Consider the following 15,461-nt stretch of genomic DNA (forward strand, 5'->3'; position numbering starts at 1 on the left):
TTCTACGCCGGTCTTCGTGGTGGGCCGGTCCAGCCTCCGCGGTGGGCCGGCCCCGCGCGGGTCGGCCGCGCCCGGGTCAGTCCTGCATCTCGGTGGCCACGAACTGCCGCAGCCAGCCGCGGAACTCGGGGCCGAGGTCCTCGCGCTCGGCGGCCAGCCGGACGATCGCCCGCAGGTAGTCGGCGCGGTCGCCGGTGTCGTAGCGGCGGCCCTTGAACAGCACGCCGTGCACCGGCCCGCCGGCGGACTCGTCGCGGGTGGCCAGCTCGCGCAGCGCGTCGGTCAGCTGGATCTCACCGCCGCGGCCGGGCGGGGTCTCGCGCAGCACGTCGAAGACGGTCGGGTCGAGGACGTAGCGGCCGATCACGGCGTAGTGGGAGGGGGCGTCGGCGGTGTCGGGCTTCTCGACCAGGTCGGTGACCTGGAAGACGTCCTCGCCGAAGCCGTTGGCCTTGACGGCGGCGCAGCCGTACAGGTGGATCTGCGCGGGGTCGACCTCCATCAACGCGACGACGGAGCCGCCGAGTTCCTGCTGCACCTCGATCATCCGGGAGAGCAGCGGGTCGCGCGGGTCGATCAGGTCGTCGCCCAGCAGGACGGCGAACGGCTGGCCCGCGACGTGCTGTTCGGCGACCGAGACGGCGTGGCCGAGGCCCTTGGGGTCGCCCTGGCGGACGTAGTGCATGCTGGCGAGCTGCACGGACTCCTGCACCCGGCGCAGCCGCTCCTGGTCGCCCTTGCGGCTGAGCAGCTCCTCCAGCTCGTAGGCGCGGTCGAAGTGGTCTTCCAGAGCACGCTTGTTGCGACCGGTGACCATCAGTATGTCGGACAGGCCCGCGGCGGAGGCCTCCTCGACGACGTACTGGATGGCCGGCTTGTCGACGACCGGGAGCATCTCCTTGGGCGTGGCCTTGGTGGCGGGGAGGAACCTGGTACCGAGGCCGGCGGCCGGGACGACTGCCTTGGTGACCGGCTGGCGGGCGTGCTTGTTCGTCATGCGTCGACCTTACTGAGGCGGGCATCCCACCCCGCTGGGAGCGGCGTGAGACGTTGGTTAGGGCCTGTCACCGGTCGGGCCCGGGCCGACGGTGGTCGCATGCGGGGTGGGGGGTCCCCCGCCGGGGCCGGAAGACACCTTACCGGGCGCCGGTGAAGCGTCCGGACCGGCCGGCTCGGGCGGGAGCTGCTCGGTGGAGCGCCAGCGGTCGCCGCCCGCGGCGCGCGCGGCGGCCAGCGCGCGGTCGGCGGCCCGCAGCAGGACGGCGGAGTGCGCGCCGTCCCGGGGCAGCACGGCCAGGCCGACGGAGGCGGTCAGGCCGCTGCGCTCGCCCGGGTCGGCGCTCTCGCCGGGGTGACGGTCGGTCAGCCGGTGGCGGCGCACCGACCAGCACAGCCGCTCGGCGACCTGGGCGGCGCCCTCCGGGCCGGTGTCGGGCAGCAGCGCCAGGAACTCCTCGCCGCCGTAGCGGCCCAGGGTGTCGCAGCCGCGGATCTCCATCGCCAGGCGCTGGGCGAGGTCCCGGAGCATCGCGTTGGCGCGGGCCCGGCCGTGCTCGGCGACCACCGCGTCGAACCCGGCGACCTCGATCATCAGCACCGCCAGCGGCCGGGGGTCGATCGCGGTGGCCTCGGCCCGGCGGGCCCGTTCGATCTCGCGGTCGAGGGTGAGCTGGAGGTGCCGGTAGTTCCACACCCCGGTCAGCGGGTCGCAGGAGGCGGTGCGGACCAGTTCGTCGCGTTCCGCCGTCAGTTCCGCGAGCTTCGCCAGGAGTTCCGCCTCCCGGCCGCCGCGCTCGGCCCCGTCCCGCCGCCGGCGCAGCGCGAGGACGCCGGCGGCGGCCGGGGCGGCCGCACCGAGCGCGGCCAGGGCCTGGAGCAGGAGCGGGGTGGACATGCGGCGGCCTCGGGGCGTGTCAGGCTCGTGTCAGTGCACGGAACGGAGTGGAGGGAATCGAACGGTGACTGCGGATCGGTTGTCCAACGACAAGGCGGCGCTGAGGTCACGCCTGCTCGCCGAACGACGGGCGCTCGACGCGGCCGAGCGCGCCGCCGCGGCCGGGGCGCTGGCCCGGCACGCCGCCGCGCTGGTGCCGCCGGGCGGCACCGTCGCCGCGTACGTCTCGGTCGGCGCGGAGCCCGGCACCCGCCCGCTGCTGGCCGCGCTCGCCGCGGCGGACGTGCGGGTCCTGCTGCCGGTGCTGCTGCCGGACAACGACCTGGACTGGGCGCCGTACGAGGGCGAGGACCGCCTCTCCCCCGCCGGCCGCGGCCTGCTCGAACCCGCCGCGCCCCGGCTCGGCCCGGACGCCGTCCTGGGCGCCGACGTGGTCCTGCTGCCCAGCCTGGCCGTCGACCCGCGCGGCACCCGGCTCGGCCGGGGCGGCGGCTCCTACGACCGGGTCCTGGCCCGCCTGACCCGGGCCGGGGCCCGCCCGCTGCTGGCCACCCTGCTCTACCCGGGCGAGCTGCTCCCGGCCCTCCCGGCCGAACCCCACGACCTGCCGGTGCACGCGGTGGTGACGCCGGAGGGCGTGACGCGCTTCTGACCGGAGCGGGGGGCGGGCCCCCGGCGGTCCGCTCCCCCGCCTCCGGGGACGCGCGCCGCCGGGTGTCCGTACCAGGCCCGGTCCGGCCGGTCTTGCCGGGCGCGCGACGCCGGATCATCCCGGCTGGAAGCACCGGCGAAACACCCGAGTACACCCAGGACGAGGGCGTTCCGCCGGCACTCCCAGCCGGGCGCCCGACGCCGCGCGCCGATCCGACAAGACCGGCCGGACCGGGCCTAGTCGGTCAGGGTGAGGGTGTCCTTGCCCGCCTTGGCGACCGCGTCCTTGGTGTAGGCCCAGGGCAGGAGTCGGCCGGAGGCCCACAGGTCGGTCTGGTCGTTGTAGTGGGGGTGGAAGGCGTGGCCGGAGGCGCCGCCGACGTTGATCCAGCGGGAGGCGTCGAAGTCGCTGAGGTCGACGACCATCCGCATCGAGGGGATCCAGTCGACGTCGTAGCCGGCGGCGGCGTTCCAGCCGGTGGCGTCGACGGCGGCGCTGCCGCCGGAGAGCTCGTAGGGGCCCCGGTCGAGCAGCTTGTGGACCACGCCGGAGGCGATCGAGGAGTCGTCGCTGCCGAGGGTGGGCTCCTGGAGGGTGAGCTGGTGCAGGCGGCCCCAGCTCCAGGTGGAGATGTCCTTGCTGAGGCGCGAGGTGAGGTCCTGGCGGGCGTCCTTGAGCGCTTCGGCGAGCAGGTTGCCGAGCCCGTGCTGCTGCTGGTGGTCGGAGTCGATGTAGTCCCACCAGGGCGAGTCGGGGGTGGCGAGCTGCTGGCGGACGACCTCCATCCAGCGGTCGCCGCCGTCCGGCTGGGCCTGCGCGGGTTCGCGGGTGCCGCACTCGGTGACGGCCTGCGCGGCGCCGCCGAGGGCGTCGTCGGGCAGGGTGTTGTCGCGCTTCTGGCGCACCAGCAGGCAGTCTCCCTCGACCCGGAGGTCGGCGGGGAACTTCTGGCCGAAGGCGAGGGTGAGCAGGGCCCGCCAGACGCCGTTGTAGTAGGCGGCGGCGGCGGAGTCGGCGTCCTGGTGGTAGTTCCAGTCCTTGAGCAGGTCCTGGGCCTCGCGCACGTACGGGTCGTCGATCTTGACCTTGAGCAGCAGCGGGACGAGTTCCTTGGCCATCACGCTGGTGTTGTCGAGCTGCATGGACTGCATGTCGTCCAGCGAGACCTTGCCGCCGTTCTTGAGCTTGGCCTGGATCTGGTCGGTGATCTCCTTGGCGCGGGTGCCGTACTCCCAGTCGGTGGTGAGCGTCGGCTTGTAGCTCTGGTCGACGACGGCCTGGTTGGCCGTGACGATGTAGCCCTCGGGCGGGTTGTACGCGTAGGGCAGCGACTTGAACGGGAGGAAGGCGGTGTTCCAGGCGTACGCGGGGTCCCAGCCGGGCGAGGGGTAGCGGCCGTCGTTCTTCTTGCCGCGGACCGGGATCAGGCCGGGGGCCTGGTAGCCGATGTTGCCCTTGGTGTCGGCGTAGACCAGGTTCTGCGCGGGGACGGCGAAGTCCTTGGCGGCGGACCGGAAGGACGTGAAGTCGGTGGCCCGGTCGATCTCGAAGACGGCGTCCATGGTGCGGCCGGGGACGAGCGCGGTCCAGCGCAGCGCGACGGCGTAGCCGGCCGCCCGGTCGGGGGCGGCGTTGCCGGCCGGGGCGTACCGGCCGACCTTCTGCTCCTCGGAGGACTGGTCGGAGATCAGCGGCATGCCGTCCTGGGTGGTGCGGACGGTGATGGTGCGGTCGTCGCCGCCGGCCACCTTGATGGTCTCCTTGCGGACGGTGAACTTCACGTCCTTGCCGTCGTAGAGGTAGGTGTCGGGGCCGGTGACCTTCTCCAGGTACAGGTCGGTGACGTCGGCGCCGAGGTTGGTGAAGCCCCAGGCGATGTCCTTGTTGTGGCCGATGACCACGCCGGGCATGCCGGCGAAGGTGTAGCCGGCCATGTCGTAGCCGCAGGTGGCGGAGACGGTGCGGCAGTGCAGGCCCATCTGGTACCAGATGGACGGCATGCCGGGGCCGAGGTGCGGGTCGTTGGCGAGCATCGGCAGGCCGGTGGTGGTGTGGCTGCCGGCCACCACCCAGGAGTTGGAGCCGATGCCCTGGCCCTGCGGGCCGAGCAGCTGCGGCAGCGCGCCGACCTGCTGGGACAGGCCGCTCAGCAGCGCCTGGGTGGCGGCCCGGGCCTGGGAGCTCTCGGCCGGGGCGGAGCCGCCGGTCAGCGGGGGCACGGTGTCGCCGGCGCCGGGGGTGTAGGTGCCGTCGGCGGAGACCTTGCCGGTCTTCACGATGGTGCCGTTGCGGTCGTACGGGTACCCGGGGTAGAGCTGGTCGATCTGCTCGGCGGTGAAGTCCTGGGCGAGCAGCGAGCGGTCGATCTCCTCCTGCATGTTGCCGGACAGGCTCCAGGCCATCGCCTTGAGCCAGGCCACCGAGTCGATCGGGTCCCACTTCTCGGGCCGGTAGCCGGAGTTGACCGTGCCGAGCAGCGCGTACTCCAACGAGGCGCCGGCTCCGCCGGGGTGCTCGGCGAGCCAGGCGTTGACGCCCTCGGTGTAGGCGGTCAGGTTGCGCTTGGTCTCCTCGGAGAGGACCTCGTTCCACTCCTTCTCGGCGACCTCGCGCCAGCCCATGGTGCGCAGGAAGGTGTCCTGCTCGACCGAGGAGGAGCCGAACATCTCGGAGAGCCGGCCGGAGGTGATGTGCCGGCGCACGTCCATCTCCCAGAACCGGTCCTGGGCCTGCACGTAGCCCTGGGCGCGGAACAGGTCGGCGTCGGTGTCGGCGTACAGCTGCGGGACGCCCTTGTCGTCGCGGACCACGTCCACCGGCGCGGACATGCCGGCCACCTTGACGGTGCCGCTGACCTGCGGGAAGGAGGACCGGACGGTGTCCACCGCCCACCAGCCGCCGCCTACCAGACCCGCCACCAGCAGCACGGCGAGCAGGATCATGATCAGACGTGCGCGCCGGAACTTCTTCGAGCGGGGCATCCGAGTCCTTGTATGAGGGAGCGTGCGGCCGTGACAGGTCACCACATTAGGGCGAGCGCACCGGCGGCCGTGCACGGGGGACGCCCCGGCGGTTCGACGGCACCGCAGGGACCTTACCGGGTGCGGCCGGGCGGAGGCGCTGGCGTAAAGATCAAGTAAAATGTTAGGATGAGTAACGATCCGCCAGAAGCCCCCTCCCTGCCCCGAGGTGCCCCTGCGTGACCGTTGACCACCTGAACACCCTGCTGCTCGAGTCCGCCGTGATCCTGCTGTTCGCCGTCGTGGCGGTGCGGATCTCCACCCGCTCGGGGCTGCCCTCGCTGCTGATCTACCTCGGCATCGGCGTCGCGCTCGGCCAGAACGGCATCGGCATAAGCTTCAACAACGCCGAGCTCACCCAGGTCCTGGGCTACGCCGCCCTGGTGGTCATCCTCGCCGAGGGCGGGCTCAAGACCAGCTGGCGGTCCATCAGGCCGGTGGTCCCGGCCGCCGCCGTGCTGGCCACCCTGGGCGTCGCGGTCTCCGTGTTCGTCACGGCCGCCGGCGCGCACTGGCTGGTCGGCCTGGAGTGGCGCACCGCGCTGCTGCTCGGCGCGATCGTCTCCTCCACCGACGCCGCGGCGGTCTTCTCGGTGCTGCGGATGGTGCCGCTGCCCAAGCGGCTGACCGGCCTGCTGGAGGCCGAGTCCGGCTTCAACGACGCGCCCGTGGTGATCCTGGTGGTCGCCTTCGCCGCCACCGGCGAGCTCGACCCCTGGTACGTGCTGGTCGGCACCATCGTCGTCGAGCTGGTGGTCGGCGGGGCGGTCGGCTACGCGGTCGGCAAGCTCGGCGCGTACGCGGTGCGCCGGATCGCGCTGCCCTCCTCCGGCCTGTACCCGATCGCGGTGCTGGCGCTGATCGTGCTCGCCTACGCGGGCGGCTCGCTGCTGCACGCCTCCGGCTTCCTCGCCACCTACGTCGCCTCGGTGATCCTCGGCAACTCCAAGCTGCCGCACGGCCCCGCGGTGCGCGGCTTCGCCGACGGGCTGGCCTGGATCGGGCAGATCGGCATGTTCGTGGTGCTCGGCCTGCTGGTGACGCCCACCAGCATGGGCGCGGCGGTCGTGCCGGGCCTGGTGGCCGGCGCGGTGCTGGTGTTCGTCGCCCGGCCGCTGTCGGTGCTGCTGACCATGACGCCGTTCCGGATCCCCTGGCAGGAACAGGCGCTGCTGTCCTGGGCCGGGCTGCGCGGCGCGGTGCCGATCGTGCTCGCCACCATCCCGCTGGTGTCCGGCGCGACCGACGCCCAGCAGCTGTTCAACGTGGTCTTCATCCTGGTCGTGGTCTTCACCCTGCTCCAGGGCCCGACCCTGCCGCTGGTCGCCAGGTGGCTGCGGATCGGCGAGGGCGACATCGGCCAGGACCTGGGCATCGAGTCCGCCCCGCTGGAGAAGCTGCACGGCCACCTGCTCTCCGTCCACCTCGCCCCCGGCTCCCGGATGTCCGGCGTCGAGGTCTCCGAGCTGCGGATGCCCGAGGGCGCCGCCGTCACCCTGGTGGTCCGCGAGGGCTCCAGCTTCGTGCCGGACCGGACGACGGTGCTGCGCGAGGGCGACGAACTGCTGGTAGTCACCACCGACGAGGTCTCCGAGGCCGCGGAGCGCCGGCTGCGCGCCGTCGACCGCGGCGGCAAGCTCGCCGGGTGGCTGGAGCACGCGGAAGGCCCGTCCGGCGTTTCGCGGACGTCCCGCCGGACGCCTTCCCCCGGCGGGAAGCCCTCCGTCGCCGGAAAGCCTCCCCTGGCCGTCAAGCCTTCCATCGCCAGGAAGAAGACCGGCTGAACCGCTAAGCTGAAGGCCGGAACACCCCGATACATCCGATACACCCGCTTTTCCGTATCTGCCTGATGCAGAGTCGGCGCGACCGCTCGGCGGCCGGGCCCCGCGGCACCTCGCCCGGGCCCGGTAACAACCCCGGTCGACGCGCGAGAGGACGACCCTCGGCGCCGGACCGGTCCCCACCCCCGACCGCGGCGCTACCAGGCAGCAGAGAGGACCGACCGTGGCGGCGCGCCGACCGGTCGACGACACCACCACCCACGGCTCCGGCTACGGGGCGCTGCTGCGCACCCCCGGCGCCTGGACCTTCCTGCTCCCGGCGCTGGTCGCCCGGCTGCCGTACGCCATGCTCAGTCTCGGCATCGTGCTGCTGGTCCACGACACCACCGGCTCCTACGGCCTGGCGGGCGCGGTCGCCGCGGCCGCCGCCGTCGCGCAGGCCCTGATCGGCCCGCAGACCGGACGGCTCGCCGACCGCCACGGCCAGGCCGCGGTGCTGGTCCCGGCCGTACTGGTGCACGCCGGGGCGGTCGCCGCGCTGATCGTGCTGGCCCACGCCGGCGCCCCCGACTGGACGCTGTTCCTGGCCGCCGCGCCGGCCGGTGCGGCGGTGCCGCAGGTCGGCGCGATGGTCCGGGCCCGCTGGGTGCACCGGCTGGGCGAGCGGCCGGCCCTGATGAACACCGCCTTCGCCTTCGAGTCCGTCACCGACGAGTTCACCTTCGTCCTCGGCCCGATGCTGGCCACCGGCATCGCCACCCTGGTCAACCCGTCCGTCGGGCTCACCGCCGAGGCCGCCCTGACCCTGCTCGGCGGCCTCGCCTTCGCCGCCCGCCGGGACACCGCGCCCGCACCCACCGGGCCCGCCGCCCCCGGCCACCGGCGGGCCTCCGCGCTCTCCTCCCCCGGCGTACGGCTGCTGGCCGGGGCCTTCCTCGGCCTCGGCACCGTCTTCGGCACCCTCCAGGTCTCGATCACCGCCTTCGCCGAGGACGCCGGCTCCGGCGGACTCAGCGGCCTGGTCTACGGCCTGTTCGCGGCCGGGTCGATGGTGGCCGGCGTGCTCTACGGCCTGGTCCCCTGGCGCTCCACCCCCCGGCGGCGGATGATCGCCTGCTACGCGCTGCTGGTGCTCGGCTGCTCCACCCTGTGGGCGATGCCCGACCTGGCCGCGCTGACCGCGGCCGGCCTGTTCTGCGGCCTGGCCATCGCGCCCACTCTGATCACCGGCTACACCCTGGTGGAGACCCTGGTCGCGGACGGCGCCAAGACCGAGGCGTTCACCTGGCTCACCGGCGCGATCGGCCTGGGCCTGGCGCTCGGCTCCACCGCCGCCGGGCAGCTGATCGACCGCTCCGGGCCCTCGCTGGGCTTCACCGTCGCCCTGGCCGGCTCCGGCCTCGGCCTGGTGGCGCTCGTCACGATGCGCCGCCTGCTGGCCGTTCCGGCACCCGCGCCCCGTACCGTGGCCCGGGGAGGCGCGGTCCGCGAGGAGCCGGTCGGCGCGGCCCGCCACGGCTGAGCCGCTGGACTCCTCCAGCGGAATGCCGCATCATGGACCGTCGTTAGCACTCATAGCGTGAGAGTGCCAGGGGGAGTGCAGGAGGAAGCGGAAAGTGCCCACGTACCAGTACCAGTGCACCGAGTGCGGCAACGGCCTCGAGGCGGTGCAGAAGTTCAGCGACGACGCGCTGACCACGTGCCCCGACTGCCAGGGGAAGCTCCGCAAGGTCTTCTCGGCCGTGGGCGTGGTCTTCAAGGGCTCCGGCTTCTACCGCACCGACAGCCGCTCCAGCTCCAGCAGCTCGGTGGGCTCGTCGTCGTCCTCGACGCCCTCCTCGTCCTCCTCGACGGGCTCCTCGACGGGCTCCTCCAGTGGCGGCAGCGCCTCGTCCTCCTCGACGGGCTCCGGTAGCTCCAGCTCCAGCAGCTCCGCCTCCAGCACGAGCTGACCGCGACGCTCCACGGACACCGGGTCCCGCACGGGCCCGGTGTTCCGCGCTGACGGCCCGGCCCGCGGCGCCGTGACCGCTCAACCGGACCGCTCCTGGCGGACCTCGCTCCACACGGCCTCCTTCGCCACTCCGCCGTGGCGCGACGGGGGCGAGCGGCGGTGCCCCCAGCGGTCGCCCAGCGCGAGGGCCTCCAGCACCCCGAGCTCGTCCGGCGCGGGCCCGCTCAGGTGGAGTTCGACCCGGTAGCCGCCGGGGACGGTGGTCAGCCGGGCCTCCCCGCCACCGGCCGCCGCCAGCTTCTCGGCGATCGCCCACGCCCGGTCCCGGGCCGCCTGCCGCGCCTCCGCGTCCCCCACCGGATCAGTGCGGACGGCCGGACGCGACGAGGACCGCCGGCGCCGCCACCCGGACCGCGGACGTGACCCTCCGGGCTCCGCCACGCTCACCGCCGCTCATGAGGCGATCTCCAGCGCGGGACGCTCCTCGGAACCGGGCCGGACGAAGGACAGGTCGCCGCGCAGGAGGGCGAGTTCGAGCAGCGCCTCGGCCAGCCGCTGCACCCACGGCAGCCCGGCGCACCCCAGCGCGACGCCGCCGGACTCCGGCGGCACCTCGGCCCGGTAGACCGGCGACAGCCCCGGCGGCGGATCGAGGCGGGCCGGCCGGAACGCCCGCTCCAGCAGCTCGGCGGCCCGTTCGGAGTCGGCGAACCCCGCGCGCAGAAAACGCCGGAGGGCATCGACCGCCTCCGGCGGCTGTCCGGTGTACAACACGTGCATCCCTTCGTTCGGGTGTCGGGTCTCGGGTGTCGGCTGGACGGGACGACCGGCCGGTCAGGCCGCGTCAGGCTCCCGCGCCCCGTCGCGGTCGCCGCAGCGCGGGCACCGGCAGGCCGGCCAGACCAGCGCGGAGACCAGCGGCAGGAAGCGTTCCTCCTCGGACGTGCAGGACGAGACCTGCACCCGGGCTCCGTCGGCCCGCACGGTATAGACCCGGATCGTCAACTTCGCTTCCGGCTCCGGGTCCTGGTGGTTCGGCATGGCGATCGACCTCACGGCTTGTTGAGCTGTGCAAGGGGAGTTCGGAGGGCGTTCACGCCCCCCTCGGACGACCCGGACCGCACGCGCGCCGGGAGCGAGCCCCCGCACGCCGGTCACCGTCCGCTTCTTTCTGCGTTCTCTGCGTCACAAGCATCGGCGGGAACGGCTACGCTCACCAGGGCTTGACCGTTGACCGTTCCGGTCCGTCAAAGGGGGACAACCATGGAAACCGGCAACGAAGTTGATGTGGTGTCATCGCCCGCCCTGCGCTTCGGCCGGGAACTTGCCAGGTCACGGGCGGCTCGTGGGTGGTCGCAGGTCAGGTTGGCCAAACACATGGGCTATACGAACGGCTACATCTCGCTCATCGAACGAGGTAAGCGGGCCCTGACTTTTACTTTCGCTGTAAAAGCCGACGAGGTGTTCGGCACCGGCTCGCGATTCCAGGAACTCTGGCGGCTCTACTCGAACGCGAGCCTGGTGGAGGGGTTCACGGAGTATGTCGAAGCAGAGGCGAGGTGCCGGATGCTCCGCACTTTTGAGTTGGGCATCGTTCCGGGACAGCTTCAGACGCGCGCCTACGCCTCGGCCTTGGCGATGGCGGCGGTGCAGCGTGGAGACATCACCGAAGCCCAGGCGGAGGCGCGAGTATCTTTCCTGTTGAACCGCCAACAGATCTTCCAGCGCCCCGCCGCACCTATCGTCCACGCGGTGCTGGACGAGGGGTGCATCCGTCGGGTCATAGGCGGACCCGAAGTCATGGCGAACCAACTTGCGCATCTTGAGGCCATGGCAGCGAGCCCTCACATCGTGCTGCAGATCGCTCCGTTCACGCTGGGCGAGTGGGCACCGTTCAGAACGTCGGTAGTCCTGCTCACCCTGCCCGACAGGTCGGTGCTCGGCTATGCGGAATCCCTGGCCCGAGGACATGTGGAGCGAAACCGGGAGACTGTTGCCTCCTGGTCCAAGCGCTACGATCGGCTTCTGGTGGAGTCCCTCCCAACGGCCCCTTCACTAGCCATGATCCGAACTGCTCGGAAGGAACTCGCATGACCCACATCGACCTGCATAACGCCCAGTGGGTGAAGAGCAGCCACAGCTCCGACGGTGGCAACTGCGTCGAGTTCACGCCGGAGTTCACCGCCACCCACGGCATCGTCCCGGTCCGCGACTCCAAGGACCCCCACGGCCCCGCCCTCCTCTTCACTGAGCCCGCCTTTACCGCCTTCGTCACGGCGATCAAGGCCGAAAACTTCGAATCGATCTGACCCGCCACCAGAACCACCGAGCCCCGCAGGCCGGCCACTTGGGCGCGCGGGGCTTCTTCATGCCCGATACGGAAAACCTCACCCCGTCGCTTCCGCCCCGAAGTACGATCGCCAGCGCCAAGCAGCCCCACCGACCCACCACTGCAATGGCCACAGGAGGAACTCGCATGACACCCATCGACCTACACAATGCCCAGTGGGCGAAGAGCAGCCACAGCACCGACGGCGGCAACTGCGTCGAGTTCACGACGGAGTTCACCGCCACCCACGGCATCGTCCCCGTCCGCGACTCCAAGGACCCCCACGGCCCCGCCCTCCTCTTCACTGAGCCCGCCTTCACCGCCTTCGTCACGGCGGTCAGGGCCGGCCATTTCACCGAGGTCTGATCCATCACCGAGACTCGCGGACCCGCTGTCGCCGGGTCGGGTTACGCGGGTTCCTCCGGACGGTGGGGGCGGGTGGGGTACGGGGTGGGGCCGGATGGCGGGGGGGTTCACTCGGTGGGGTGAGGTCGGTTTTCCACAGGGGCGGGTTTTCCACAGGGTGGGGGAATTCGGGGCGGGGTGGTCCGGGTGGGGCCCAGGATGGCTGGCGCGGCTCCGTCCGGGGTCGTGTGCTTCGTTCGGGAAGGCCCGTGCCGTGACCTCTTTCCTGCTGCCCGCCGTGCTCGTTCCGCCGCGTCGTGAGGTGCCTGACTTCCCGCCGATCCTGGGCGTCGCGTCGGGGCGCCACCGCTTGTGGCGGGCGTTGCGGCGGCGTTCCGGTCCGCTGGCGGTGGCCTGTCTGGCGCTGTCCGCCGTGCTGCTCTGCGGGTCGCCGCCGCCCGGGTCGGGGGCGGGCGGCGGGGTGGCGGGGTGTGCTCGGGCGTCAACCTGACGGCGGGGGGTTCACCCGTGACCTTCGGGGGCGTCCGACGTTCGACGCGGCATGAAAGGCTTCAAGGAATTCCTGCTCCGCGGCAACGTGGTGGACCTGGCCGTCGCCGTCGTCATCGGCGCGGCCTTCACCAGCGTCGTCAACGCGTTCGTCAAGGGCGTGATCAACCCGCTGGTCGGGCTGTTCGGCACCAAGGACCTGGCCGCCTACAGCTCCTGCCTCAAGGGGCCGTGCACGGTGGACGATGCCGGCAACGTCACCTCGGGCATCTTCATCCTCTGGGGTTCGGTGCTCAGTGCCGCGCTCAGCTTCCTGATCACCGCCGCCGTCGTGTACTTCCTGCTGATCCTGCCGATGAACCACTTCATGCGCAGGCGCAAGTCCGTGGACGACGAGGCGCTGGACGTCGAACTGAAGGAGGTCGAACTGCTCGCCGAGATCCGCGACGCGCTGGTGCGCCGCGGCTGATCCCGCCGTTCCCGCTGCTTCCCGGTCCCGCTACTTCTCGCCGTGGTGCGGGGGCCGCTGGCTGCGGTACCAGTCCAGCCCCCGCTCCTCCGAGGTGTCGCCCCAACCGCGGTCGGTGTCGTCGGAGGTCTGCTGGTCGAACGGGTCGGTGAAGACCAGTCGGGGCCGGGGGCGGCCGGTCTCGGGCCGGGGCTCGGGCTTCTGCGCGTCCGGGGAGGTCATGCCTCCACTGTAGGACGGCCGCGGGCCCCGGCGGCCCGCCCGCCGGGCGGGCTACGCCGCCTCGAAGCCCGCGTGGTCGGCGATCTTCTTGAGTTCGGCGAGGGCGTGCTTCTCGATCTGGCGGATCCGCTCGCGCGTCAGACCGTGCTGCTTGCCGACCTCGGTGAGCGTCCGCTCGCGGCCGTCCTCCATGCCGTAGCGGCTGCGGATGATGGAGGCGGTGCGGTCGTCGAGGCGGCCGATCAGGTCGTCCAGCTCCTCGCGGCGCATCATCACCATGACCGCGTCCTCCGGGGAGACCGCGCCGGTGTCCTCCACCAGGTCGCCGAACTGGGTCTCGCCCTCGTCGTCGACCGACATGTTGAGGCTGACCGGGTCCCGGGCCCAGTCCAGGACGTCCTTGACCCGCTGCTCGGTGGTGTCCAGTTCGGCGGCGATCTCGGCGGGCTCGGGCTCGCGGCCCAGCTCCTTGGCCTTCTCGCGCTGGACCCGGCGGATCCGGCCGAGCTCCTCGACCAGGTGGACGGGCAGCCGGATGGTGCGGGACTGGTCGGCGATGGAGCGGGTGATCGCCTGCCGGATCCACCACGTCGCGTAGGTGGAGAACTTGAAGCCCTTGGAGTAGTCGAACTTCTCCACCGCGCGGACCAGGCCGGCATTGCCCTCCTGGATCAGGTCGAGCAGCGGGAGGCCGCTGCGCGGGTAGCGGCGGGCGACGGCGACGACCAGGCGCAGGTTGGAGCGGATGAAGACGTCCTTGGCGCGCTCGGCGTCGTCGGCTATCGCCTGGAGCTCCTCGGTGGTGACGCCGTCGGGCCGCTCCTCCTCGTCGAGCAGGTGCTGGGCGAAGACCCCGGCTTCGATGCGCAGGGACAGCTCGACCTCCTCGGCGGCGTCGAGCAGGGGTGTCCTGGCGATTTCGTCGAGGTACATGCCGACCAGGTCGCGGTCGGCTTCGAGGTTGGTCGGGCGGGCGGTGCGAGTCCGATCGGCCCTGTCGCGTACGACGGCACGGGTGGCCATGCTTGCTCCCTCACTGACGCTGCCGGGGGCGCTCCGTTCCGCCACTCGGCACAACCCTGTGGGCCCGTTCGTGGCTCACACGTAACGATCCAACGCACAGAAAACGGACAACATTCCCAAGTGACTCAGCTTTCCACGGGCCATGCAGTATCCTGCCGGTTTTCACTCGAACGATAGACGGAGCGTGACGCGCCCTGCACGGTGCGCACCGGGCGATCGGCACCGAATCCGTGCGGGGCCTTCGCGGCGCGTCCGCACAACCGATGCCGAATCGCGATCGGACCAGCGCCGGTTCGCCTCCTGCCGCTGGGAAGGTTTCTGTCATGCACCAGCCCATCGACCCCGGTTCCCGGTCGGCCGCCGGGTGCCCGGGCGGCGGCCGGGGCACCGGCCGTCTCGCGGCCCCGCCACGGTTACAACGCCCGGGGGCGCTCCGTTGTGCCTGGCCCGCCCTGGCGGGTGCGCTGGCGTTCGCGGCGCTGCTGGTGCTGGTGCGGGCCGGCTGGCCGCCGCTGGCCCGGCTGGACCGGGGCTGGGTGGCGCTGCTGCACCGCTACGCGCTGCGGCACCCGGTGTGGACGGCGGCCCTGCAGACGCTGGCCGACCTGGGGCCGACCTGGGTGATGCGGGGGCTGCTCGGGGCGGTCGCGGTGCGGCTGTGGGTGCTGGGTGCCCGGGTGCCGGCGGGCTGGACGGTGGCGGTGGCACTGCTGGGCTGGGCCGCGGGCCGGGCGGGCGGGGCGCTGGTCGACCGCCCCCGGCCGCACTTCGCCGAGCCGGTGGCCGCCGGTTCCGGGGGGTCCTTCCCGTCCGGGCCCGCGCTGGCCTCGGCGGTCACCTGCGGGGCGCTGCTGGTGCTGGTGTGGCCGCGGGCGGAGCGGCCGGTGCGGGTGGCGGCGGGCGTCGCGGCGGGCCTGGTGGTGCTGGCGGCGGGCTGGACCGGGATCGCGCTGGGCGTGCACTGGCCGAGCGACGTGCTGGCGGGCTGGGCGGCGGCGGTCGCGGTGCTGGCCGGGTCGGCGCTGGCGGTCGAGCTGTGGCGGCCGGGCCGGTTCGGCCGGGACGTACTGCTGCTGCACCGGCGGCACCGGCCCCGGGTGCAGCGGGTGCTGGCCGCGCCGCTGCCACCGGCGGAACCCGCGGCGGAATCCGTCGTGGAATCCGTCGCGGAACCAGCTGCGGAGCGCGATCCGGGGCGTTCCTGACGGATCGTGAGCAACGTCACACCGCGTCGCCCGCCTCCTCCGCGCGGGGGAACCGCG

At 72.6% G+C, this 15,461-nt stretch carries 17 protein-coding genes; 9 read left to right on the top strand and 8 right to left on the bottom strand.

Annotation, left to right across the window (positions count from 1 at the left end; translation table 11 throughout):
• Window positions 1-76 precede the first annotated feature (76 nt).
• Both galU and K353_RS24260 read right to left on the bottom strand, forming a co-directional pair.
• Window positions 77-997: a UTP--glucose-1-phosphate uridylyltransferase GalU gene (galU, locus tag K353_RS24255; RefSeq protein WP_111555669.1), complete on the bottom strand. Its 921-nt coding sequence runs from the start codon at window positions 995-997 to the stop codon at window positions 77-79.
• A gap of 57 nt (window positions 998-1,054) precedes the next feature.
• Complete coding sequence (locus tag K353_RS24260) at window positions 1,055-1,894, bottom strand: GGDEF domain-containing protein (protein ID WP_111555670.1); 840 nt, start codon at window positions 1,892-1,894, stop codon at window positions 1,055-1,057.
• 64 nt (window positions 1,895-1,958) lie between these two features.
• Here K353_RS24260 and K353_RS24265 point away from each other — a divergent pair, with 64 nt between their 5' ends.
• Window positions 1,959-2,546: a 5-formyltetrahydrofolate cyclo-ligase gene (locus tag K353_RS24265; protein ID WP_233533798.1), complete on the top strand. Its 588-nt coding sequence runs from the start codon at window positions 1,959-1,961 to the stop codon at window positions 2,544-2,546.
• Between the two features lie 236 nt (window positions 2,547-2,782).
• Here the strand turns inward: K353_RS24265 and K353_RS24270 are convergent, their stop codons facing one another.
• On the bottom strand, window positions 2,783-5,527 hold the full coding sequence (locus K353_RS24270) for a penicillin acylase family protein (protein WP_111555672.1): 2,745 nt from the start codon (window positions 5,525-5,527) through the stop codon (window positions 2,783-2,785).
• A gap of 218 nt (window positions 5,528-5,745) precedes the next feature.
• Here K353_RS24270 and K353_RS24275 point away from each other — a divergent pair, with 218 nt between their 5' ends.
• The 3 genes from K353_RS24275 (at window position 5,746) to K353_RS24285 (ending at window position 9,299) form a co-directional block, all read left to right on the top strand.
• Window positions 5,746-7,350: a potassium/proton antiporter gene (locus K353_RS24275; RefSeq protein ID WP_233533799.1), complete on the top strand. Its 1,605-nt coding sequence runs from the start codon at window positions 5,746-5,748 to the stop codon at window positions 7,348-7,350.
• Window positions 7,351-7,570: 220 nt separating this feature from the next.
• Window positions 7,571-8,869 (top strand): MFS transporter, encoded by a 1,299-nt coding sequence (locus tag K353_RS24280; protein ID WP_111555673.1) that lies wholly within the window; start codon window positions 7,571-7,573, stop codon window positions 8,867-8,869.
• 94 nt (window positions 8,870-8,963) lie between these two features.
• Window positions 8,964-9,299, top strand: a complete 336-nt coding sequence (locus tag K353_RS24285) for an FmdB family zinc ribbon protein (RefSeq protein ID WP_111555674.1) — start codon at window positions 8,964-8,966, stop codon at window positions 9,297-9,299.
• A gap of 80 nt (window positions 9,300-9,379) precedes the next feature.
• Here K353_RS24285 and K353_RS24290 read toward each other — a convergent pair whose 3' ends face one another.
• From K353_RS24290 to K353_RS24300, 3 genes are all read right to left on the bottom strand, one after another.
• A complete protein-coding gene (locus K353_RS24290) occupies window positions 9,380-9,658 on the bottom strand; it encodes a hypothetical protein (protein ID WP_111555675.1) in 279 nt (92 codons plus the stop codon).
• A 96-nt stretch (window positions 9,659-9,754) separates the two neighbouring features.
• A complete protein-coding gene (locus tag K353_RS24295) occupies window positions 9,755-10,075 on the bottom strand; it encodes a hypothetical protein (protein ID WP_146616558.1) in 321 nt (106 codons plus the stop codon).
• Window positions 10,076-10,135: 60 nt separating this feature from the next.
• Complete coding sequence (locus tag K353_RS24300; protein ID WP_111555677.1) at window positions 10,136-10,342, bottom strand: hypothetical protein; 207 nt, start codon at window positions 10,340-10,342, stop codon at window positions 10,136-10,138.
• Between the two features lie 222 nt (window positions 10,343-10,564).
• Here K353_RS24300 and K353_RS24305 point away from each other — a divergent pair, with 222 nt between their 5' ends.
• From K353_RS24305 to mscL, 4 genes are all read left to right on the top strand, one after another.
• The gene (locus K353_RS24305) at window positions 10,565-11,395 is read left to right on the top strand and encodes a helix-turn-helix transcriptional regulator (protein WP_111555678.1); all 831 of its coding nucleotides are present in this window, start codon (window positions 10,565-10,567) and stop codon (window positions 11,393-11,395) included.
• Complete coding sequence (locus tag K353_RS24310; RefSeq protein ID WP_111555679.1) at window positions 11,392-11,610, top strand: DUF397 domain-containing protein; 219 nt, start codon at window positions 11,392-11,394, stop codon at window positions 11,608-11,610. The genes K353_RS24305 and K353_RS24310 overlap by 4 nt, the downstream gene beginning before the upstream one ends.
• Before the next feature lie 167 nt (window positions 11,611-11,777).
• Window positions 11,778-11,996, top strand: a complete 219-nt coding sequence (locus K353_RS24315) for a DUF397 domain-containing protein (protein WP_111555680.1) — start codon at window positions 11,778-11,780, stop codon at window positions 11,994-11,996.
• A gap of 541 nt (window positions 11,997-12,537) precedes the next feature.
• The gene (gene mscL / locus K353_RS24320; RefSeq protein ID WP_111555681.1) at window positions 12,538-12,954 is read left to right on the top strand and encodes a large conductance mechanosensitive channel protein MscL; all 417 of its coding nucleotides are present in this window, start codon (window positions 12,538-12,540) and stop codon (window positions 12,952-12,954) included.
• A 30-nt stretch (window positions 12,955-12,984) separates the two neighbouring features.
• Here the strand turns inward: mscL and K353_RS24325 are convergent, their stop codons facing one another.
• Both K353_RS24325 and K353_RS24330 read right to left on the bottom strand, forming a co-directional pair.
• Window positions 12,985-13,176: a hypothetical protein gene (locus K353_RS24325; RefSeq protein ID WP_100836668.1), complete on the bottom strand. Its 192-nt coding sequence runs from the start codon at window positions 13,174-13,176 to the stop codon at window positions 12,985-12,987.
• A 51-nt stretch (window positions 13,177-13,227) separates the two neighbouring features.
• Window positions 13,228-14,199: an RNA polymerase sigma factor RpoD/SigA gene (locus tag K353_RS24330; RefSeq protein ID WP_111555682.1), complete on the bottom strand. Its 972-nt coding sequence runs from the start codon at window positions 14,197-14,199 to the stop codon at window positions 13,228-13,230.
• A gap of 323 nt (window positions 14,200-14,522) precedes the next feature.
• On the opposite strand from K353_RS24330, the gene K353_RS24335 reads away from it, so the two are divergent.
• On the top strand, window positions 14,523-15,404 hold the full coding sequence (locus K353_RS24335; RefSeq protein ID WP_111555683.1) for a phosphatase PAP2 family protein: 882 nt from the start codon (window positions 14,523-14,525) through the stop codon (window positions 15,402-15,404).
• Window positions 15,405-15,461 lie beyond the last annotated feature (57 nt).

Source organism: Kitasatospora sp. SolWspMP-SS2h (genome assembly GCF_003259315.1).
Lineage (GTDB): Bacteria > Actinomycetota > Actinomycetes > Streptomycetales > Streptomycetaceae > Kitasatospora > Kitasatospora fiedleri.

Bases quoted from the DNA above. Each gene is read 5' to 3' on its own strand.
- galU (WP_111555669.1), bottom strand. From the start codon at position 997: ATGACGAACAAGCACGCCCGCCAGCCGGTCACCAAGGCAGTCGTCCCG.
- K353_RS24260 (WP_111555670.1), bottom strand. From the start codon at position 1,894: ATGTCCACCCCGCTCCTGCTCCAGGCCCTGGCCGCGCTCGGTGCGGCC.
- K353_RS24270 (WP_111555672.1), bottom strand. From the start codon at position 5,527: ATGCCCCGCTCGAAGAAGTTCCGGCGCGCACGTCTGATCATGATCCTG.
- K353_RS24300 (WP_111555677.1), bottom strand. From the start codon at position 10,342: ATGCCGAACCACCAGGACCCGGAGCCGGAAGCGAAGTTGACGATCCGG.
- K353_RS24305 (WP_111555678.1), top strand. From the start codon at position 10,565: ATGGAAACCGGCAACGAAGTTGATGTGGTGTCATCGCCCGCCCTGCGC.
- K353_RS24310 (WP_111555679.1), top strand. From the start codon at position 11,392: ATGACCCACATCGACCTGCATAACGCCCAGTGGGTGAAGAGCAGCCAC.
- K353_RS24315 (WP_111555680.1), top strand. From the start codon at position 11,778: ATGACACCCATCGACCTACACAATGCCCAGTGGGCGAAGAGCAGCCAC.
- mscL (WP_111555681.1), top strand. From the start codon at position 12,538: ATGAAAGGCTTCAAGGAATTCCTGCTCCGCGGCAACGTGGTGGACCTG.
- K353_RS24325 (WP_100836668.1), bottom strand. From the start codon at position 13,176: ATGACCTCCCCGGACGCGCAGAAGCCCGAGCCCCGGCCCGAGACCGGC.
- K353_RS24330 (WP_111555682.1), bottom strand. From the start codon at position 14,199: ATGGCCACCCGTGCCGTCGTACGCGACAGGGCCGATCGGACTCGCACC.
- K353_RS24335 (WP_111555683.1), top strand. From the start codon at position 14,523: ATGCACCAGCCCATCGACCCCGGTTCCCGGTCGGCCGCCGGGTGCCCG.